At 39.2% G+C, this 20,961-nt stretch carries 23 protein-coding genes and 1 pseudogene; 17 read left to right on the forward strand and 7 right to left on the reverse strand.

What is annotated here, in order from left to right; genetic code table 11:
* Positions 1-76 precede the first annotated feature (76 nt).
* From ABVM50_RS05140 to ABVM50_RS05150, 3 genes and pseudogenes are all read left to right on the forward strand, one after another.
* Positions 77-1,369, forward strand: a complete 1,293-nt coding sequence (locus tag ABVM50_RS05140; RefSeq protein ID WP_405200259.1) for an aminopeptidase P N-terminal domain-containing protein — start codon at positions 77-79, stop codon at positions 1,367-1,369.
* 84 nt (positions 1,370-1,453) lie between these two features.
* On the forward strand, positions 1,454-2,236 hold the full coding sequence (locus ABVM50_RS05145) for an alpha/beta fold hydrolase (protein ID WP_405200260.1): 783 nt from the start codon (positions 1,454-1,456) through the stop codon (positions 2,234-2,236).
* Between the two features lie 72 nt (positions 2,237-2,308).
* Positions 2,309-2,440 (forward strand): annotated as a pseudogene (locus tag ABVM50_RS05150) (DUF1660 family phage protein); the annotation flags it as partial.
* Positions 2,441-2,725: 285 nt separating this feature from the next.
* Here ABVM50_RS05150 and thiL read toward each other — a convergent pair.
* Positions 2,726-3,781, reverse strand: coding sequence for a thiamine-phosphate kinase (thiL, locus tag ABVM50_RS05155; RefSeq protein WP_405200261.1), 1,056 nt, complete (start codon positions 3,779-3,781; stop codon positions 2,726-2,728).
* A gap of 216 nt (positions 3,782-3,997) precedes the next feature.
* Between thiL and ABVM50_RS05160 the strand changes: the two genes are divergently transcribed.
* The 12 genes from ABVM50_RS05160 (at position 3,998) to hflX (ending at position 13,719) form a co-directional block, all read left to right on the forward strand.
* On the forward strand, positions 3,998-4,327 hold the full coding sequence (locus tag ABVM50_RS05160) for an iron-sulfur cluster assembly accessory protein (protein ID WP_141876569.1): 330 nt from the start codon (positions 3,998-4,000) through the stop codon (positions 4,325-4,327).
* A gap of 51 nt (positions 4,328-4,378) precedes the next feature.
* The gene (gene sufB / locus ABVM50_RS05165; protein WP_141876570.1) at positions 4,379-5,824 is read left to right on the forward strand and encodes a Fe-S cluster assembly protein SufB; all 1,446 of its coding nucleotides are present in this window, start codon (positions 4,379-4,381) and stop codon (positions 5,822-5,824) included.
* Positions 5,825-5,848: 24 nt separating this feature from the next.
* Entirely contained in the window at positions 5,849-6,229 is a 381-nt protein-coding gene (locus ABVM50_RS05170) for a hypothetical protein (protein WP_405200262.1), read from the forward strand.
* Between the two features lie 52 nt (positions 6,230-6,281).
* Positions 6,282-7,031: a Fe-S cluster assembly ATPase SufC gene (gene sufC, locus ABVM50_RS05175; RefSeq protein WP_141876572.1), complete on the forward strand. Its 750-nt coding sequence runs from the start codon at positions 6,282-6,284 to the stop codon at positions 7,029-7,031.
* A 46-nt stretch (positions 7,032-7,077) separates the two neighbouring features.
* Entirely contained in the window at positions 7,078-8,391 is a 1,314-nt protein-coding gene (sufD, locus tag ABVM50_RS05180; RefSeq protein WP_405200263.1) for a Fe-S cluster assembly protein SufD, read from the forward strand.
* A 20-nt stretch (positions 8,392-8,411) separates the two neighbouring features.
* Positions 8,412-9,650, forward strand: coding sequence for an aminotransferase class V-fold PLP-dependent enzyme (locus ABVM50_RS05185; RefSeq protein ID WP_405200264.1), 1,239 nt, complete (start codon positions 8,412-8,414; stop codon positions 9,648-9,650).
* A gap of 91 nt (positions 9,651-9,741) precedes the next feature.
* Positions 9,742-10,173, forward strand: a complete 432-nt coding sequence (locus ABVM50_RS05190; RefSeq protein WP_405200265.1) for a hypothetical protein — start codon at positions 9,742-9,744, stop codon at positions 10,171-10,173.
* Between the two features lie 37 nt (positions 10,174-10,210).
* Positions 10,211-10,633, forward strand: coding sequence for a SufE family protein (locus ABVM50_RS05195; protein WP_322301746.1), 423 nt, complete (start codon positions 10,211-10,213; stop codon positions 10,631-10,633).
* Between the two features lies 1 nt (position 10,634).
* Positions 10,635-10,958: an iron-sulfur cluster assembly protein gene (locus ABVM50_RS05200; RefSeq protein WP_026914726.1), complete on the forward strand. Its 324-nt coding sequence runs from the start codon at positions 10,635-10,637 to the stop codon at positions 10,956-10,958.
* Positions 10,959-10,967: 9 nt separating this feature from the next.
* Positions 10,968-11,480, forward strand: coding sequence for a DUF2480 family protein (locus tag ABVM50_RS05205; RefSeq protein WP_405200266.1), 513 nt, complete (start codon positions 10,968-10,970; stop codon positions 11,478-11,480).
* Positions 11,481-11,482: 2 nt separating this feature from the next.
* Entirely contained in the window at positions 11,483-12,379 is an 897-nt protein-coding gene (locus tag ABVM50_RS05210; RefSeq protein ID WP_405200267.1) for a DUF3078 domain-containing protein, read from the forward strand.
* A gap of 116 nt (positions 12,380-12,495) precedes the next feature.
* A complete protein-coding gene (gene hflX, locus ABVM50_RS05215; protein ID WP_405200683.1) occupies positions 12,496-13,719 on the forward strand; it encodes a GTPase HflX in 1,224 nt (407 codons plus the stop codon).
* Here hflX and ABVM50_RS05220 read toward each other — a convergent pair whose 3' ends face one another.
* Positions 13,720-14,634: an oxidoreductase gene (locus ABVM50_RS05220; RefSeq protein WP_405200268.1), complete on the reverse strand. Its 915-nt coding sequence runs from the start codon at positions 14,632-14,634 to the stop codon at positions 13,720-13,722.
* Between the two features lie 75 nt (positions 14,635-14,709).
* On the opposite strand from ABVM50_RS05220, the gene ABVM50_RS05225 reads away from it, so the two are divergent.
* Positions 14,710-15,435 carry a hypothetical protein gene (locus tag ABVM50_RS05225; RefSeq protein WP_405200269.1) on the forward strand — a complete coding sequence of 242 codons (726 nt, stop codon included), beginning with the start codon at positions 14,710-14,712 and terminating at the stop codon, positions 15,433-15,435.
* Here the strand turns inward: ABVM50_RS05225 and ABVM50_RS05230 are convergent.
* Together ABVM50_RS05230 and ABVM50_RS05235 are read right to left on the reverse strand one after the other, a co-directional pair.
* Positions 15,432-16,238 carry an NAD(P)H-binding protein gene (locus ABVM50_RS05230; RefSeq protein ID WP_405200270.1) on the reverse strand — a complete coding sequence of 269 codons (807 nt, stop codon included), beginning with the start codon at positions 16,236-16,238 and terminating at the stop codon, positions 15,432-15,434. The two genes, ABVM50_RS05225 and ABVM50_RS05230, sit on opposite strands and share 4 nt — an antisense overlap.
* Complete coding sequence (locus ABVM50_RS05235) at positions 16,239-18,527, reverse strand: M20/M25/M40 family metallo-hydrolase (protein WP_405200271.1); 2,289 nt, start codon at positions 18,525-18,527, stop codon at positions 16,239-16,241.
* A 155-nt stretch (positions 18,528-18,682) separates the two neighbouring features.
* Here ABVM50_RS05235 and ABVM50_RS05240 point away from each other — a divergent pair, with 155 nt between their 5' ends.
* Positions 18,683-19,150 (forward strand): CBS domain-containing protein, encoded by a 468-nt coding sequence (locus tag ABVM50_RS05240; protein ID WP_405200272.1) that lies wholly within the window; start codon positions 18,683-18,685, stop codon positions 19,148-19,150.
* Here the strand turns inward: ABVM50_RS05240 and ABVM50_RS05245 are convergent.
* From ABVM50_RS05245 to ABVM50_RS05255, 3 genes are read right to left on the reverse strand one after another with little or no spacing between them, the layout of a single operon-like run.
* Positions 19,144-19,575, reverse strand: a complete 432-nt coding sequence (locus tag ABVM50_RS05245; RefSeq protein WP_405200273.1) for a DUF4174 domain-containing protein — start codon at positions 19,573-19,575, stop codon at positions 19,144-19,146. The genes ABVM50_RS05240 and ABVM50_RS05245 overlap by 7 nt on opposite strands.
* A gap of 47 nt (positions 19,576-19,622) precedes the next feature.
* Positions 19,623-19,970 (reverse strand): hypothetical protein, encoded by a 348-nt coding sequence (locus ABVM50_RS05250; RefSeq protein ID WP_405200274.1) that lies wholly within the window; start codon positions 19,968-19,970, stop codon positions 19,623-19,625.
* 49 nt (positions 19,971-20,019) lie between these two features.
* Positions 20,020-20,958: a hypothetical protein gene (locus ABVM50_RS05255; RefSeq protein WP_405200275.1), complete on the reverse strand. Its 939-nt coding sequence runs from the start codon at positions 20,956-20,958 to the stop codon at positions 20,020-20,022.
* Positions 20,959-20,961: the final 3 nt, after the last annotated feature.

A 20,961-nucleotide genomic window follows, 5' to 3' on the forward strand; every position in this document is an offset into this window, starting at 1 on the left:
ACCTAAAATTTTAAACGCCTTTAATGGCTTTTGGAGTCAAATCCCTTAATTTTGAAGAAATTGAAAAATACTGTTTATGAAATATGATCGAATAGATTCAAAACTCTTTATAAAGAACCGTAAGAACTTTATGGACAAAATGAAGTCTAAAAGTCTGGCGGTTTTTAATTCAAATGATATTTATCCAATTGGAGCAGACAGCACCATGCCTTTTCAGCAAAACAGAGACATCTTTTACCTGAGTGGAGTAGACCAGGATGAGAGTATTCTGGTCCTGTTTCCAGATGCTCCGGAAGAGAAGCATAGAGAAATCCTTTTTCTAACTGAAACCAATGAACATATTGCGGTTTGGGAAGGAGCTAAACTTACTAAAGAAGATGCATTTGATGTAAGCGGTATTCGCACAGTTTACTGGATGAAAGACTTCGAGAAAGTATTTTTTGAAGTGATGACCCAGTGCGATACGGTATACTTAAATACAAATGAGCACTATCGTGCCAATCATGATACCCAAACCAGGGATGATCGTTTTATCAAGTGGTGTAAGGATAAATATCCTGCTCACCAGGTGGCGAAAGCTAACCCGATCCTGCAAAGACTAAGGTCTGTCAAAGATCCTATCGAACTTGATCTAATGCAGAAAGCATGTAATATTACTGAAAAAGCTTTCCGTAGAACTTTAGGTTTTGTAAAGCCTGGAGTTTGGGAATACGAGATCGAAGCGGAGTATTATCATGAAATGATTCGTAACAGATCTAAGGGTTTTGCATACACACCAATTATCGCCAGCGGTAACAGTGCCAATGTTTTGCATTACGTAGAAAATAATAGACAGTGTAAAGCTGGTGACCTGATTCTTCTTGATACGGGAGCAGAATATGCAAATTATTCCAGTGATCTAAGTAGAACCATTCCAGTTTCAGGTCGATATTCAGATCGCCAGAAAGAGGTTTATAATGCTGTAAACAAGGTTAAAAAAGAAGCGACTAAGATGTTGGTTCCTGGAACTATGTGGAAAGAATATCATGTTGAGGTTGGTAAGATGATGACTTCTGAATTACTTGCGCTGGGACTTCTTGACAAAGCAGATGTTCAGAATGAAGATCCAGACTGGCCGGCATACAAGAAATACTTTATGCACGGTACTTCGCATCATATAGGTCTGGATACTCATGACTACGGAATTCTGACAGAACCTATGAAAGCAAACCAGGTATTCACCGTAGAACCGGGAATCTACCTTCCTGATGAAGGCTTCGGAATTCGTCTGGAAGATGATGTGGTAATCCAGGAAAAAGGAGAACCTTTCAATTTGATGGGGAACATCCCAATCGAGATCGAAGAGATCGAAGACATTATGAATTCTTAGAAAAGGATTTAGAAATTGAAGTTTAAAAATACCGTGAATACCAGACTATAAAACCTGGGATTCACGGTATTTCAATTTTACACGATGATGAAATTACTATATAAAGACAACGAGATTTTCTATACAATTACAGGAATTGGACATGCGAAAATTCCTTTCGTCTTGCTCCATGGTTTTTTGGAAGATATGACGATCTGGGATGGGTTTATTGACGGCCTGGGAAAGGAACGGCAGATAGTTTGCATAGACTTACCTGGTCATGGAAGATCGAAGGATTTTTCAGAATCGCATAGTATGCAGGAAATGGCAAATATTGTAGCTGCTGTTCTTAAAGATACCGGAATACAGCAAGTTAGTCTGGCAGGTCATAGTATGGGTGGATATGTTGGTTTGGAATTCCTCGATAATTTTCCTATGATGTTGAAGGATATCATGTTGATTAATTCTACACCTGCTGAAGATACTGTAGAACGAAAAAAGATTCGCGACAGATCTATAGATATTGTGGAGGCCAACAAGGATGCTTTTGTAAGTATGGCGATTTCTAATTTATTTTCCGCGGAAAGTCGGGAAGTTTTTAAGGCTGAAATTGATCGCTTAAAACAAGCTGCTTTCAGGCTGAATATTGAAAATATACAGCAAACGCTGAAAGCGATGCGGGATCGAAAAGATCATACTGCAAGTTTGAAAAAATTTAGAGGAGGTAAGATGATTGTTGCAGGTGAGGATGATACGCTAATCGAAATTGCTGATATTCAGAAGCTGGCAAGAACAACGAATTCAGATTTGATCATTCTTGAAAAGGGTCATAATTCCTGGATGGAAATGTCAGAAAAATTATACAAAAACATGTATTTGATCGATTAATTTAACCTTTTTATCGAAACATTAACTTTTTTTTATACTTTAGAGTCTTAGAAATCAGAAATTTATACACCTATGAATAAAAAACACTTTAGCTCGTTCTCTGCTACGAAGGTTCAATGCAACTTGTTTGGTCATAAATTAAAAGTTTCTAAAAACATCACGAACCATGTTCATGAATACCAGTGCTGCAGATGCGGCATGGAGATGACCGACACTGCTGACGGATTACTCGCAAGACTTACTCCAAAATTTAAAGAAACCAACGCCTACCTCGCAAAAATCCATCAGAAGAGACAGCGGGCATTTTACGCTGAAGCTTCTTAGTCTATTATTTTAATTCGTTATTACTTCTGATCTTCGATCTTAGAATCTTCCAAATTATTCCTTTCAAGTTAAACGAAGGAAAAATGTTGTCTTCTCTTGTTCAATACGAGGCCGATCCCTAATCGAATTAGATGCGAAAGGTCTGGCCGAAATGGGTTTCAGAAATTAATCCTCTTCCTTATCCATTGAATTCCAACCTCGGGCGATTAGTGGTAATTTCTGATTTGCGCGAGTCACCAGGTGCATTCCTTCATTTTCTTCAGTCATATGACCGATCACAGTTAAATTCGGATTTCCTTTGATCTTATCGTAATCTTCCTGCGCAATGGTAAACAACAATTCATAATCTTCACCACCGCTCAATGCGATCGTAGTGCTATCGATATTGAATTCTTCACAAACTGAAATCACGGCAGGATCCAGCGGAATTTTCTCTTCGTATAGATTGGCGCCTACTTTAGAGCTTTTACAGATATGGATGATCTCAGAAGACAAACCGTCACTGACATCGATCATGGAACTTGGTTTAACACCAAGATCGCTTAGAAGTTTAGTAATATCCTTTCGGGCTTCAGGTTTTAATTGTCTTTCAATAAGATAGGTATACTGCTCAAGATCTGGTTGTGAATTTGGATTCGCTTTAAAAACTTCTTTCTCACGCTCCAATACCTGAAGACCCATATAGGCAGCTCCAAGATCACCGGTTACCACGAGAAGATCGTTAGGTTTGGCTCCATCTCTATAAGCAATATTTTCCTTTTTAGCATGTCCAATAGCCGTAACGCTGATCATAAATCCAGAAGTTGAAGAAGTAGTGTCTCCACCAATTACGTCGACATTATAAACTTTCGATGCCAATTGTACCCCGGCATAAAATTCTTCCAGCGCTTCTACTGGAAACCTGTTTGATACAGCGATAGAAACTGTTACCTGACTAGCGGTGGCGTTCATTGCATAGATATCAGATAAGTTAACCATCAGGGCTTTGTAACCCAAATGTTTTAGTGGCATATATGCAAGATCAAAATGAACACCTTCGATCAAAAGATCTGTACTTATAACGGTTTCTTCGTCATCAAATTTCAGAACAGCAGCATCATCTCCAATAGCTTTGATCGTAGAATCAAGCTTCGGGCTAAAATGCTTTGTTAAGTGTTCGATCAAACCGAATTCACCTAATTCTGAAAGGTTCGTCTTACTTTCCTGACTATTATCAAACATGCAATGAAAATTTAGACTGCAAAAATACAAGAATAAAATGCAATTCAGAAGAAAGCATGAAAAGCTTCTGAAGCCGCAGAAATATTGCCGTGGTGACTACTGGAATTTCGATCGAAGACTTCTATGATTCAATTCTTAAAACATATTCCTAGTCTATGGTAAACCGCTTGTTTTATAGTATATTTGCACTCAATTTAGAATTAATCTTTATAGCTTATGATTAAAGTTAGCGAAGAGGCTAAAAAGAAAATTTCCGTCCTCATGACCGAAGAGGGTTTCAATGCTACGGCAGACTATGTTCGGGTTGGAGTGAAGAGCGGAGGATGTTCTGGTTTGTCTTATGAACTTACGTTCGACAACAGCCAGGCTGAAGGCGATAAGGTCTTCGAAGATAACGATGTAAAGATCGTTGTTGACAAACGCAGTGTGCTTTATCTGGCTGGAACTATTTTAGAATATTCCGGAGGATTGAATGGAAAAGGATTTGTTTTTAACAACCCGAACGCACAAAGAACCTGTGGATGCGGTGAAAGTTTTTCACTGTAAAAATTATGTATCGGTTACTACCGATCTTTAATTTAATTAGAATTACGAAGAATGGCATATACTGAAGACGATTTAAAGAAAGAGCTCGAAACCAAGGAATACGAATATGGATTTTATACAGATATAGAATCTGATACTTTTCCTGTGGGCTTGAACGAAGATATCGTAAGAGCAATATCCAAGAAAAAGGAAGAGCCGGAGTGGATGACGCAATGGCGTTTGGAAGCTTACCGGGAATGGGAGAAAATGGAAGAGCCGGACTGGGCTAATGTGAATTATCCAAAGCCAGATTTCCAGGCTATCTCTTATTACTCGGCTCCAAATAAGAAGCCGAAGTACGATAGTATCGATGATGTGGATCCGGAATTGCTGGATACATTTAAAAGACTGGGGATTTCTCTTGATGAGCAAAAGAAATTAGCCGGTGTTGCAGTTGATGTGGTAATGGATTCAGTTTCTGTAACTACAACTTTTAAAAAGACGCTTGCTGAAAAAGGAATTATTTTCTGTTCTATTTCTGAAGCGATCAAAGAACACCCAGAACTGGTTAAAAAATATCTTGGAACCGTGGTTCCGCAGAAGGATAATTTCTACGCTGCCCTTAACTCGGCAGTTTTTAGTGATGGTTCTTTCTGTTATATTCCAAAAGGCGTTCGATGCCCAATGGAACTATCCACATATTTTAGAATAAACCAGGCAGGAACCGGGCAGTTTGAGAGAACACTGGTTGTTGCAGATGAGAGCAGTTATGTAAGTTACCTGGAAGGTTGTACTGCTCCATCCCGTGATGAGAATCAGCTGCACGCAGCAGTTGTGGAGCTTATCGCTTTGGATGATGCTGAGATTAAATACAGCACGGTACAAAACTGGTTCCCTGGAAATAAAGAAGGAAAAGGTGGAGTTTTCAATTTTGTAACTAAACGTGGACTTTGCGAAAAAGGAGCGAAGATTTCTTGGACTCAGGTAGAGACAGGATCAGCAGTTACCTGGAAATATCCAAGCTGTATTCTGAAAGGTGATAATTCGGTTGGGGAATTTTACTCAATCGCCGTGACCAATAATTTTCAGCAGGCAGATACCGGAACAAAGATGATTCATCTTGGTAAGAATACTAAGAGTACGATCATCTCCAAAGGTATTTCCGCAGGAAAATCTCAGAACTCTTATCGTGGTCTGGTACAGATCAATGGTAGAGCCGAAAACGCCCGTAACTTTTCACAATGTGACTCCCTTCTGATGGGGAATGAGTGTGGAGCTCATACCTTCCCTTATATCGAAGTTAAAAATAAATCTGCACAGGTAGAGCACGAGGCTACAACCAGTAAGATCGGTGAAGACCAGATCTTCTATTGTAATCAGCGTGGTATAGATACCGAAAAAGCGATCGCATTGATCGTAAATGGTTTCAGTAAAGAAGTATTGAACAAACTTCCTATGGAATTTGCAGTAGAAGCTCAGAAATTATTAGAGATCTCGCTGGAAGGTTCAGTAGGATAATTGATTCTGAAGACAACTTGATCGATGAGAAGGTTTTTTGAAATAATGATCGTGGCTATTTTGCTTGTATCCTGTCAGGATGATGAGCAAAAGGAACTGAATCCCGAACCCGTAACTGCTAAAGTTCAGGATAGTCTGGAAGTGCTTCAGGGAGACTATGTTTATGTAGCTGATGCTGCTGTACTACGAGGAGAGAATTTCGTGTACGGTGTTAAACAGGATTCCATTGCAATGCAACTTTCAGAAAAAGTAAGCGATCTGAAATCTGATGATTTTGAAATGATCCCGGTTCGTGTTAGAGCCAAGATCACGCCAAATCCCACATTGAAAGGCTGGGACGAGATCATCGAAATTAGGGAAATCCTGGAAATTTCAGGAGCCAGTATTTCAGATTCAATAGAATAAATAAAAATAGAATATCAAACAGTCTGCATAGGCAGATTCAGAAATAACAGACATGCTTAAAGTAAAGAATTTACACGCCAGTATTGAAGATAAAGAGATCCTGAAAGGAATTAACCTGGAAATCAAACCAGGAGAGGTTCATGCGATCATGGGGCCGAACGGTTCCGGGAAAAGTACCCTTTCTTCAGTAATCGCAGGAAGAGAAGAGTATGAAATGACTGAAGGTGAAATGATGTTCGAAGGGGAAGACCTGAACGAACTTGATCCTGAAGAAAGAGCTCACAAAGGAGTGTTCTTATCATTCCAATACCCTGTGGAAATTCCTGGTGTCTCTGTAACCAATTTTATCAAAACAGCGATCAACGCTCAAAGAAAGGCACACGGGCAACCGGACATGCCTGCGAATGATATGCTGAAAATGATTCGTGAGAAATCTGAAATGCTGGAAATCGATAGAAAATTTCTTTCCAGATCATTGAACCAAGGTTTCTCAGGAGGAGAGAAGAAACGTAATGAGATCTTCCAGATGGCGATGCTTGAGCCAAAATTATCTATTCTTGACGAAACAGATAGTGGACTTGATATCGATGCATTAAAGATCGTTGCAAACGGAGTGAACAAACTTCGTTCTAAGGATAACGCGGTATTGCTGATTACGCACTACCAGAGATTACTTGATTATATCGTGCCAGATTACGTACATGTATTGGTAGACGGAAAGATCGTTAAGTCTGGAGGAAAAGAACTTGCTTACGAACTGGAAGAAAGAGGATACGATTGGGTAAAGCAGGAAACAGTTTAATACTCGAATTGAGAAATTGAATTGTTGAACTAGAAATTAGAATGTAATGGAATTGAAAGATAAATTGGTCTCCTCATTTTTAGCCTTTGAGGAAAACCTGGACCCGAACGACAATCTGGATACTTTGAGAAATGAAGCGATCAAAAATTTTGAAACGCTTGGTTTTCCTGGTAGAAAAGACGAAGACTGGAAGTATACCTCACTAAATTCGGTTTTAAAACATGATTATAGTGTTTTTCCGAAGAAAGAAGACGCGATCGAGTATCGTGATATCAAGAAATACCTCATACATGATATAGATACTTATGATCTGGTATTTATCGATGGGATCTATTCTTCTCATCTATCGCAAACTACTCATGATAAAATCGATGTATGTTTGATGTCTGCTGCGCTTAACAAGGACAAGTACAGTGCGGTAATTGAAAATTATTATAATAAAGTTGCTCCAAAAACCAGCCTGAATTCACTGAATACAGCATTTGCCAGGGAAGGAGCTTTTATACATATACACAAGAACGCGCAGGCAGATAAGCCTATTCAAATCATTAATTTTGCTACTGGAAATGAGTCTGCGCTAATGTTGCAGCCAAGAAACCTGGTTGTTGTGGATGAAAATTCTCATGTGCAGATCATTGAAAGACACCAAAGTCTTACGGATCACCCGGTGCTTACGAACTCGGTTACCGAGATCTTTGCAGATAAAAGAGCAATTGTAGATTATTATAAGATTCAGAATGATAAAGCTTCAGCTTCTTTAATTGATAATACGTTTATCAATCAAAAATCTGAAAGCCACGTTTCTGTGCATACATTCTCTTTTGGAGGGAAACTCACCAGAAATAATCTAAACTTCTACCAGAATGGAGAACGTATCGATTCTACCATGAAGGGAGTTACCATCATTGAGGACAAGCAGCACGTGGATCACAACACACTGGTTCATCATATCGAGCCGAATTGCGAAAGTCACCAGGATTACAAAGGAATTTTTGATGACAAATCTGTTGGGGTTTTCAATGGGAAAGTTGTTGTAGAGAAAGAAGCACAGAAGACGAATGCTTACCAGTCTAACAATAATATCCTTGCAAGTGACAAGGCGACGATCAACTCGAAGCCACAGTTAGAGATCTTTGCAGATGATGTACGTTGCAGCCACGGTTGTACAATCGGGCAGCTTGATGCAGAGGCTTTGTTCTATTTGCAGTCCAGAGGTATTCCGCGTAAGGAAGCCAGAGGATTACTTATGTACGCATTCGCAAATAACGTACTGGAAAGTGTAAAGATTCCGGAAGTTAAGAAGCGTATTAATAAGCTAATTGCTAGCAAACTTGAAGTCGATCTAGGCTTCAATCTATAAATCATAAAAATAATAAGAGGATGAGTCAGTCAACTCAGGTCAGAAAAATAGATGTTGAAACGATCCGTCAGGATTTTCCAATTCTTGGACGTGAGGTGAATGGCTATCCGTTGGTTTATTTCGATAATGCCGCGACTGCGCAAACACCTAAGCAGGTGATGGATGCGATCGTGGATTATTATTCGAATTATAACGCCAATATTCATCGTGGAGTTCATGCGCTTTCTCAGGAAGCGACAGATAAGTATGAGCAGGCCAGGATAAAAATTCAGCAACATTTTAATGCTGAACATGCTCACGAGATCATTATGACCTCTGGTACAACGCATGGGATCAACCTTGTGGCGAATGGTTTTTCTTCTTTACTGAAGTCTGGAGATGAAATCCTGGTTTCAGCAATGGAGCATCATTCGAATATTGTACCCTGGCAAATGCTGGCTGAAAAGACTGGTGCTAAGCTGAAGGTCATCCCGATGAATGAAAAAGGAGAACTGATTCTTTCTGAATACAGGAATCTGATCAGTGATCGTACAAAACTCGTTTTTGTAAATCATGTTTCCAATGCCCTTGGAACCGTGAATCCAGTTAAAGAGATTATCGATATCGCTCATGAAGCTGGTGCTGCTGTTTTAATCGACGGAGCCCAGGCATCGCCGCACATTAAAGCTGATGTTCAGGAACTTGATATTGATTTTTATGTAGTTTCAGCGCACAAGATGTGTGGACCTACAGGTGTTGGAATGTTATATGGCAAACAGGAGTGGCTGGAAAAATTACCTCCTTATCAGGGTGGTGGTGAAATGATCGCTACTGTAAGTTTTGAAAAAACGACCTATGCCGGTCTACCTCACAAATTTGAAGCGGGAACGCCGAACATTTGTGGTGGAATAGCTTTTGGAGCGGCCCTTGATTATATGAACTCTATTGGCTTTGAAGAGATCGCTTCTTACGAAGATGAATTACTTCAATACGCAACAAGTAGGCTGAAGGAGATTGAAGGGATGAAGATCTATGGGGAAGCTGCCGAGAAGACGGCGGTGATTAGTTTTAACGTAGAAGGATTGCATCCATACGATATTGGAACGTTATTAGATAAAATGGGAATTGCTGTTAGAACCGGGCATCATTGTGCACAACCGGTAATGGATTTCTTTAAAATCCCCGGTACAGTCAGGGCATCCTTTGCATTTTACAATACTAAAGAAGAGATCGATACATTTATGGAAGCGTTGAAAAAGGCCTTGATGATGTTGCAGTAATCGCGAAACTTCCTAATCAAATACAATATATTTAAAAGAGGCTCCAAAACGGTGCCTTTTTTTGTAATATGCTTTATCTAAAATTCCAGATATGAAACTTTCTATACTATCTTTCATTCTACTATTTTTCGCTATTAATGACTGTTCTAACGAAGGTCAGGAAGAAATCAAATTTGTAAGCTATAAAACTTATACACGCGGATCTTCCTCAACTTATACGATCACTTCGGAAGAGATCAAATCAAAAAGTACTGGAGTCGAAGCAATGGAAAATTCAGAAGCAATCACAAAGGAACAGTGGGAGATGATCACTTCAGAAATCAAAAAAATTGATACCTCTAAACTGGAAGATCTGGAGGCGCCAACTGAGTCCAGGGCAAGTGATGCAGCAGCCCATGCTGAACTAAGTCTGATCATTGGAAATTCTGAATATAATTCTTCCATCTTTGATCACGGGAATCCCCCTGAGGCTTTAAAACCGTTGGTGCAGGCTATTTTAAGATTGGCAGAAAATGTTGAATAGCAGGTTAGCATGTCGTACTTTTGTGCAAAATTGAGTTATGACGATTCAGGAAAAACAGAATGAAGTAATTGATGAGTTTGCAATGTTCGACGACTGGATGCAGCGTTATGAATATATGATCGAACTTGGGAAATCACTTCCGCTAATAGACGAAAAATATAAGATAGAAGAGAATCTTATAAAAGGATGTCAAAGTAAAGTCTGGGTTCATGCAGAGCTTGACGGTGATCGTTTGTTATTCACCGCAGATAGCGATGCGATCATTACCAAGGGAATTGTTGCGATCCTGATAAGAGTATTTTCAGATCAACATCCTTCACAGATCATTGAAGCAAATACTCAGTTTATTGATGAAATTGGTCTAAAAGAACATTTGTCTCCAACCAGAGCAAACGGACTTGTAAGTATGATCAAACAATTAAAAATGTATGCTTTGGCATATCAAACACAATTGAATTAAGATGGAGCAGGAAATAAATACACAGGAATTAGGAGAGAAGATCGTAACAGTTTTAAAGACGATCTATGATCCGGAAATTCCGGTGGATATCTACGAATTAGGTTTGATCTATGACGTGATGGTATCTACAGATTATGACGTAAAAATATTGATGACCCTGACTACCCCTAACTGTCCGGTGGCAGAAACCCTTCCGTTAGAAGTAGAAGAGAAAGTGAAGTCTCTGGATATGGTAAAAGATGCTGAAGTGGAGATCACATTTGATCCACCATGGAGCCAGGATCTAATGAGCGAAGGAGCGAAACTTGAGCTAGGATTGCTCTAAAAATACTTTATGGCTGAAGAAATCGTAAATAGAATCGCCGAAAGCAAGCTGTTTACCTTTAATCTTGAAGATTTTTATCCCAAAGGGGAGCGTGTAGTTTTTGACATTAGTGACTGGCTACTCGAAGGCTTTGTGCTAAGAGAAAAAGATTTTAGAGAACAGGCAAAAAATCATGACTGGGGACAGTATGAGGGTGCATATGTTGCCCTTGTATGTTCTACAGATGCGATCGTCCCATCGTGGGCTTTTATGCTGGTTAGCTCTTACTTGCAGGATGTTGCTAAAAAGACCATTATCGGAGACCTGGAAAACCTGGAAAGTCATCTTTACCAGGAAGTGATCGATGGTCTGGATGTTAGTGACCTGGAGGATAAGCCTGTAATTATCAAGGGATGCTCCAATAAACCAGTTCCAAAGAATGCTTATATAATGATCATGCAGAAACTACAACCTGTAGTTAAAAGCTTAATGTATGGAGAGGCTTGTTCTTCAGTTCCGCTCTATAAAAAACCTAGAAAATAGTAATGAAGAAAGTTTTATTCACGGCCATTGCGCTGTTTTTATTTGGATCTTCCTTTGCACAGGAAGAAAACGATTCCATCCCACCCAATGGATGGCAAAAAGAAGGAAATGTTCAGTTATTATTCAACCAGTCTGCCTTCAACAAAGAATGGACAGGCGGTGGAACTTCCAGTATCGCTGGAAATTTAACTGTAGATTATCAGTTCAATTATCGTAAAGATGATTTCACCTGGGATAACAGAATTCTGGCGAATTACGGACTTACGAAAGTAAAAGATGATGAATTTGAACGTAAAACGAGTGACCGACTTGAGTTGAACAGTATCGCCGGGAAGCAGATAGAAGATACGAATTTTTATTATTCATGGTTTTTGAACTTCAGAACTCAGTTTGCTAAAGGTTATGAATTTTCCGAAGATGCTGAAACTGGAGAAACTATTAGAACCGAAACCACCCATTTTCTATCACCAGGTTATTTACAAACCGGTCCTGGGATGATGTATAAGAAAGGTGAGAATTTTATGGTAAACCTTGCACCGGCCACGGCAAGATTGATCTTTGTGGATAGTGATTTTACAAGCCGTGCAGGTTATGTTGATGGGGACTACTTTGGAGTGGATGAAGGAAAAAGTACCAGGTTCGAATTAGGCGCTGCACTTACCGCTTTCTTAAGCTATGAGATCCTTGAAAATGTAGAAATGGAGCATTCACTAGCTTTATATTCAAACTACCTCGAGAACCCAGAGAATGTAGATATTGATTATTTACTGAATCTAAATATGGGAATCAATGATTACCTTTCTGCAAACCTGATATTCCAGGCGATCTATGATGATAACGCTGTTGGAGCATTCCAGATTCGTGAAGTATTTGGAGTCGGGATCAACTTCGGATTCTAGAGAAAACCTATTGATTTATGAAAAGCCCGTGAACTTCACGGGCTTTTTCAGTTAAATTTTTGTTGAAGTATGGCGGCTTCGAATGCAGAAGCCATCTAATGATTATCTTTGTATTTATGATTGAAAAAACCGACCTGTCCTTTGAAAAAGCTGTTCTTGTAGGTATAGTTACCAAAGATCAGAACGAGGATAAACTTGAAGAATACCTGGACGAGCTTGAGTTTCTAACTTTTACCGCTGGTGGTGAAGTGCAGAAACGTTTTACGCAGAAGATGGACATGCCGAATCCTAAAACCTTTATTGGAACCGGTAAGATGGAAGAGGTACGTGAATTCGTGGCAGAACATGAAATTGGTGCCGTGATCTTTGACGACGAACTTACACCAGCTCAGCAGAAGAACATAGAAAAAATACTAAAGGCTAAAATTCTGGACAGGACTAACCTGATCCTGGATATTTTCGCCCAGAGGGCAAAGACCAGTTACGCCCGTACGCAGGTGGAACTAGCGCAATATGAATACTTATTGCCAAGACTTGCCGGAATGTGGACTCACCTTGAGAGACAGCGTGGTGGTATTGGAATGCGTGGTCCCGGGGAAACAGAGATCGAAACCGACCGTCGTATAGTTAGAGATAAAATATCTTTACTGAAGAAAAAACTGGAAACCATCGATAAGCAGATGGAAGTACAGAGAGGTAACAGAGGACAACTGGTTCGTGTAGCTCTTGTAGGGTATACCAACGTAGGGAAGTCTACCCTGATGAATGCGATTAGTAAAAGTGACGTTTTTGCTGAAAATAAATTATTTGCCACGCTTGACACCACGGTGAGAAAAGTAGTGATTCGCAACCTGCCATTTCTGTTAAGTGATACCGTAGGTTTTATTAGAAAACTGCCTACTCAACTGGTAGAATCTTTTAAATCTACGCTGGATGAGGTTCGTGAAGCAGATCTTCTCTTGCACGTGGTAGATATATCTCATGCTAATTTTGAAGATCATATCGCTTCCGTTAACCAGATTCTAACAGAGATCGAAGCTTTAGGAAAACCAACCATTATGGTCTTCAATAAGATCGATGCTTACGAGCCTGAAGAGATCGAGGAAGATGATCTTGTAACCGAGAGAACATCTGCGCATTATACGCTAAAGGAATGGAAGAAAACCTGGATGAACAAAATGGGCAATAACGTGGTTTTTATTTCTGCTACCGAAAAAGAGAATTTTGAACATTTTAGAAAAAGAGTATATGAGGCCGTACGTGAAATTCACATCACGCGATTTCCATATAATAACTTTCTATACCCGGAATATGATAAATACGGAGAGACTAAGGAATAGTTAGCTTAAAAATTTTATCCCGGTAAGATCTTCAGAAACAGCCCATAATTTTGCGGCTGTTTCGTTGTTTTTAGCCTGTCTGGCAATTTCAGCTTCTGCAGGCTTCCCTTTCATTTCTCTAAAACCATCAGGCCCAATATAGCAACCACCTGTCAGTTCTTTATCTAAAGCTGCCTTGAGAGTAGGTTGCGCCCCTTTTTCCGCAGAATGAGAGATGAATGGTTGCAAGGGTTTGGCGATAAGCATAAGCCATTCCGGCAAATGTCGCATGAGTTCTGTGGAGGAAACACCTGGATGGGCGGCAAGTGAACTTACGTGGCTTAAAGAATTAGCTTTTAATCTTCGTTCCAGTTCTAAACTAAAAAGCAGGCAGGCAAGCTTGCTTTGCCCATAAGCTTTAAATTTTGAATAGAAGTTTTCACTCTGCAGATCATTAAAATCAATTTCGGCATTTTTGTGAGCGATAGAACTCAAGGTCACGATCCTGGAGCTTTTCGAAGTAGTCAATTCTTCCTTCAATAAACCAGTAAGTAGAAAATGGCCTAAATAATTCACTCCTAATTGAAGCTCAAAACCTTCTTCGGTTTTTTGATAAGGTGGCATCATCACACCAGCGTTATTTATTAGAAGATCAAGCTTTTCATTTTTAGATCTAAATTCTGAAGCAAAGGATCTTACCGATTCCAGGCTTGCCAGGTCTAGTTCCTGTATCTCCATTGTAGCGTTTCCATGCCAGTTCAGAATTTGTTGCCGGGCTTCTTTGGCTTTTTCCAGGTCTCTGCAGGCCATGATCACCTTGAAGTCCTTTGCCGCAAGCGCCTTTGTAGTTTCGAAACCCAGGCCGGCATTCGCTCCCGTAACAATTGCGATAGGTTGTTCGTTCATTGTGTTTTCTGAATGCTGAAATTCGCTCATGGATAGTTTTTTTGATACTTCGGAAAGATCTTTTAGATCATTTATTTCTTATTTTTAAAAGATACAATCTATATCATGAAAAGTATTCTACTCCTTTTAGTTTTAGTATTTAATTTGAATATACAGGCTCAATCCCTTCAGGGTTCCTGGAAGCTCGCTGCGGAAAATGGCAAGGCAGTAACAGGCAAAGAGGTAATTCGTATTTATGCTGACTCGTATTTTACTGAAGGTGCTAAAGATCCAGATTCCAATGAATTTCTTTGGGCACGTGGTGGGGAATATTATAGTGAAGACGATCAGGTTCGAATTGATTTTGACACGAGGCAGGAAAAACCTTCAGCAGAATTTATTGCACATAAGATCGAATTTGAAGAGAACAACAGTTTCAGTATAGAACAAGGCGAAACCATTCAGAAATGGATAAGAGTGTCAGGAAATAAAAATGAATTAACGGGAAATTGGGTAATCACGGGTAGAGAGCGAAATGGTGAAATGAACCGAATGACACCGGGTGATCGAAGAACTATTAAAATGCTAGGCGGCCATCGTTTCCAATGGGTGGCATTTAACTCGGCAACTGGAGAATTTTTTGGTACAGGCGGTGGGACTTATGCTGCAGAGGATGGGAAATATGTAGAGAATATAGAGTTTTTCTCCAGGGATGCCAGTAGAGTGGGAGCAAGTCTCGATTTTAATTATAAAGTCGAAGACGGGAATTGGATCCATTCAGGAAAAAGTTCCAAGGGTGATCCTATCAAAGAGATCTGGTCACCTTATGCTGAAGCTTATGCCAGAAGCTAATAAATAGAATGTTCAAATTTGAAATTGAGCTCTTTTTGAAATCTTTCTGAACTTACGATTTTGCCTTCTGAAGACTTTTCATCGCTGAAATGTGGGGCTTCAAGCTCCCTGTCCTGCGCTATTCGAGTATAATAATCTTCACGTGAAGGATGGTCTGGATGTACCAGGTTAAATATACCATTGGTAGCAGGCTTCTCTATTAAAGCTATAATTGCTTTGATACAATCACGACGATGTACGAGATTTACCGGGCCTTTTGGAGAGCTTAGATCTTTTTTTCCAGAAAGCTGATTCACAGGATGGCGATCATCGCCAATCAAACCACCAAAACGCAAAATTTCAGTTTTAAAGTTTTCGTTATTCAGCAATAATAACTCGGCATTTCGTAGCTGAACTGCTATATTGGAAGAGTTATCGGTTTCAGTATTTTCATTGACTTCTGGAAAACCAGGTTCATTTTTATAAACAGAAGTTGAACTCACGAAAATGATCCTTGGGCAATAACTTTTCTCCAGGTAAGGAACAATGGTTCTAACTCTTGAAACGAAGTCGGCGTCGGGATTTTTTCTAAGTCCGGGAGGGATATTCACCACAATACAGTCAGACTTGGAGAGAAAAGACCTGATATCTCCCTGTATTCCTTTTTCATACAATTTGATCGTGTAGGGAACGAGTCCGGCGGCGTGAAGATCAACAAACTTTTCATTTCTGGTAACAGAAGCTTTTACCTCATGGTTCAAGGCTCTTAATTCTTTTCCAAGCTCAAAACCAAGCCATCCACATCCTAAAATCGCGATCTTCATTTATTCCTTTATTCTTATGGTTTTCTTTAAAATTGTAGCATCATTCAAAACGAATGGCCGCGGGATCATATCCTTAGGTCTTTTTTCAAGCTTTAATTCTTCGTTTTCGAAGAGATCGTAAGCCGATTCGTAAAGTACAAATTCTGGCTCATCTTCCGGTGCTATTGCGAATTCAATTCGCAAAGTATCCCGATTTGAGGCGTAATATGTAAGAATTCGTTCTTTCCAGCGCTGCGTATGCATATTAAAATATTGTTCTCCTAATTGCTCATCTTCAGCTGTAAGATCATTTACTCTGAACTCTTTAAAATCTACATCCCGGATTTCATATAATTCCAGGCGGTTAATATCTCGATTTGGAGCGATCTTTAAAGAATAGGACTTCAAGTTCGCTAATGTGTCGTTTTCGAGTTCTTGCAGTAGGATTGCAGGTTCGGGAATATCAACTTCCGGAGCGCTGGATTTTCTTCGGAAGTTACTGCCGTATTTACTGCTGAAGTTGGATTCTGTTCCTGAATTTTCTGAGCCTTCAGTAAAGTAAGAGCTCGTCCAGGAGTCTTCCATTTTATCATAACTATACCAGAAATTAGCCTGCTGGTCGAGATCCTTCAGATAAACCAAACTATTAGGTTTAGGTCTTTCCGAAGAAAATTCTGAGTAATAATGCGCTGTAAATAGTAAAATATTAAAAACCAAAAAGCATAAAACCGCAAATGATTTGAGTTTTCTGAAGTATCCGAAAAGGGGTAGCAGGAACATAAACACCAGACTTACCAGGTTTGCGGTGATGAAAAGGGTTTTAAGGCCCAGTGCGACCGGTAAACTCCAGATAAAGGGCAGAAGTAAAACAATGGCGGGGAAGCTCAGTAGGACCATTAAAATGCGGTTTGGTCTCTTTTGTCTTATCATTACAAAGAGTTGTAATAGTCCGAAGAATACAGGAATGATAAAATATGCAGCTCCTTTAAGATATACAGCAACTAGTGTACAGATCACCAGCCATAATGCAAGTGGCGCTATAAATATGGAAGCTTTATGTGAACGTTTGCGAAACCAATGATAGGTTATAAAACTAATTGACAGGGAAAGAAAGATGATCAATGCGATGTACCAGTAGCCATTGTAGGTAAAGCCATGTTCCATTTCTGAGTATTCCGGGTAAATAAATAGACAGAACTGCCAGAACGCCCAGCTTAGAAAACCTGATAAACCAATGCTGATTAACATAGGTAAAAAACCTTTAAAGATTTCAGTAATACTCAGGCGGTCTCTTCGAATTCCGTAGATGACCAGGATGAGGAAAATTGCAATGGCAACGATCAACATGGGCAAGATCCAGTCAAAAGGATATTTTACGAACTCTCCAAAAGGCAAATTGAAATATATAAGATCCCTGTCACTGGATAAATTTTTAAGATCTGCTTCGGTAAAATGAGCAAGCAGCGGCATAAGGTAGGTACCTTGATGGGCAAGGGTTTCTGCATCCAGATTTTTGGGAGTATCATTCGCCGTGTGATAGTCAAAATGATCATCAATAAAAGCAAAATTATAACCATTGATATTACCTTTTTCACGCAGGACGGTAAGATCTGTGTCGTTTGGAAGCATATTATAGATACTGTAGGCAAGCGAGTTGCTTACTGGGTATTCGACGTTAGCTTCTGCGAATGCTTCGATCAACTTCGCATTCATGCCATTAGTTTCCAGTAGCATAAATGGATTTCCACCGCTTCCCCTGGCTTCAAAATTAAGCGCTACTAGTGCATCTTGCGCCCATGGATGATCCCTAATAAAGATCTCTGCACCTATCAAACCAATTTCTTCTGCATCTGTAAAGAGCAAAATAATATCATTCTTAGGTTGAATTTCCTTTTCGCGGAATGCCCTGATGCCTTCCAGAATGGTAGCCACGCCACTTCCTGCATCACTTGCACCTGGCGAAGAATGTGTGGCGCTGTCGTAATGAGTCATAAGTATCAACGCATCACCATCTCCTGAACCTTTAATTCTGGCAAGGATATTTTGTGGTTTGCTTAAAATAGCACTGGAATTGAGAAAATAATCTTCCTGAGTTTGTACTTCCAGTCCCATTTTCTGCAATTCCTGTACGATATAGTTGCGAACTTTTGGATGCTCACTGCTCCCAACATAATGTGGTTGCTGTGCAATAGCTTCCACATGCTGGAAAGCCCTTGAAGTTGAAAATTGATCTAAAGGAATTTCTTCGGAAAGCCTGGCCTGGGGAGCGTCGAAATTAAAACTTAGCCAAACTGCTACAAAAATCAGCAAGAAAGCTATTAAGCCGGAAAATTTAGAGTTCATGCAATGAGGATCAAAGTTTTAAAGTTAATTAAGTTTTTGAAATATGAATAACAGAATAACTGTCATGCGTAACAAATCGAAAAACCTTATATTTAAGTAATTGGTAATCAAATAAATAAATTATGGGTATTAAAAGTTTTATGGGTAAACGAGCAGAGCCTGAAAAGCCTGCGGAAGTTCCGATGCTGGTGAGAGATTATATGACCGAGAAGCTTATCACCTTCAGGGAAAATGAAAATATCATGGATGTCGTAGAGAAATTAATTAAACATGGCATCTCTGGTGGCTGTGTGGTAAATGAGCGGAATGAATTGCTGGGAATTATTTCTGAAGGCGATTGTATGAAACAAATTTCTGACAGCAGGTATTATAATATGCCAATGACAGATCTCACGGTTGGGAAACGTATGATTAGTAATGTGGAAACTATAGATGGGAATATGAATGTTCTGGATGCCGCGAAGATCTTTATTGAAAAGAGATTCCGAAGATTTCCTATTGTGGAAAATAACCAGTTGATAGGTCAGATTTCACAGAGAGATGTTCTTAAAGCTGCTCTAAGATTAAAATCACACACCTGGAGTTATTGATCTTTTCTTCTTATTTCTGCCTTTCTCATAGGCATACCATCTATCAGGCTGAATAATTTTTCGGTTTGAACAATTTCCTGTTGCTTTAGTTTAATGCCTCCATCCAGTCCAAGTAGGAACACTTCAAATTCAGTTTCTACAGAAATTCTTAGTTCGTCTGTTAAGGATGAACGTAGCCATTCTGAATCTTCAGGAAAAACTATCTTCTGTTGATCGTTATTAGCCGTGATTACCAAAAGTTTTCTTTCTGAAAGCTCTTTTGGTTCTTCCATTAGTAAGTCCAATTGCTTTGATACGAGATCTAATTCAGTTTCATTAGAATACACGACAATGATTCGGTTTTCCCATTGGTATTGTTGCAGGATCTGCGCTTTTGAAGTCATTCCGTAGAAAATTAGAATAATGAGTAATGTGAGATTCCGCATACATCAAAAGTTAGGCTTTTCTATTTGATCTTAGGTAGAATAAAATTTCAATTTCTTCTAACCAATGCGTAAAACTCATTTTCAAGCGGCAGATACCCCATGTCATACACAAAGAAGTATTGCTTTCCTGTTTTGGTAGTATAAATGCTGGTGAAGAATTCAAAGCTAAAACCTCTGGAAAGTAATTTAGATTTTGCAACCGAAGTTTTATCACCGGGATTTAGTTCCTGAAGTATCCGGTAATTTTTCCGCAGCGAGTTATTCGTATTCCTGATGAGGTTACTTGCATCTTTATTCATCCTGTTGTGATATGCATTACGGCAATAATCACTACAGAATTTTTTATCTGTTCTTCCAACGATCTTTTCGTTGCACTCCTCGCAAGTCTTTTGCATAGGGAAATATACTAAAAAGCTTTTTTATAGGGTTTAACACCTTTGTTTTCTAGTAGAAAAGATGCGTATAATAGATGGGCATCCATACATCCTCATAGGTGCTTTTTGTAAAAATGGTTTCAGCCTGATCAACATTAATGTTTATATCGGTCTCGGTTACTGCAGAGGTTTTCAGACTTATTTTCCATTCATTGTCGTTCAGCTTTTCACCAACAATCTCTCCATGTTCTACAAATGTAATATTAGAAATGCTCCCTGAAATACCTGTTATGACCTTATATTCTGAAAAGTTGTCTGAATTAATCAAAAAATTGTTAGCATTTGGATCTACTTCAAAATATAAGATGCGAGTAATTTCGTCGTCTACGGCTTCGGGAATAGGATCTTCATACTGAAGCAATTTGAAAACCAGTTTATTACCAGGCTTTACGTCCATCCCGAGATCATTAGAATCTGATATAGCATCAATCTGAAGTCTTGAGTTTTCGAAGAATGCATGGTAATTTTCAAGACTTTCATCACTAGTGAAATGTGAACGAACAGATCGTTCAACTACATGGATATCATTCGTTTCATCATACCTATATTCTGCGCCTTCAATACTTAAATCTGTTATCGCTATTGCAGGACAGCAACCTTCAGTAATAGCTTCTCCTTCCACCGAAAATGTAAATATTTCTTCATCTTCGTACATCACTGAAAATTGAGCATCATTGAAAGTATAAACTACAAGAATTTTCTGTTCATTCTTTTCAATAACCTGGAAATCGGCTTCAAGATCATTAGAAGTTTCAACTACCGTGATCCCTTCAGAAGATGCTATGTTGTCAAAGATGTTTTCACCGGTATTGCTATCTATGATTTGAAAGTTTAAATCGGCATACCCGGCGTCACAGATTGTTGCTGAACAGTCTTCATCATCATCTGTACCGCAGGATTGTAAAAAAGCTAAACTAAATAGTAGAAAATATGTTGCTAGAGATCTCATAAG

The sequence above is a fragment of the Christiangramia sp. LLG6405-1 genome (genome assembly GCF_045055805.1).
GTDB lineage: Bacteria > Bacteroidota > Bacteroidia > Flavobacteriales > Flavobacteriaceae > Christiangramia.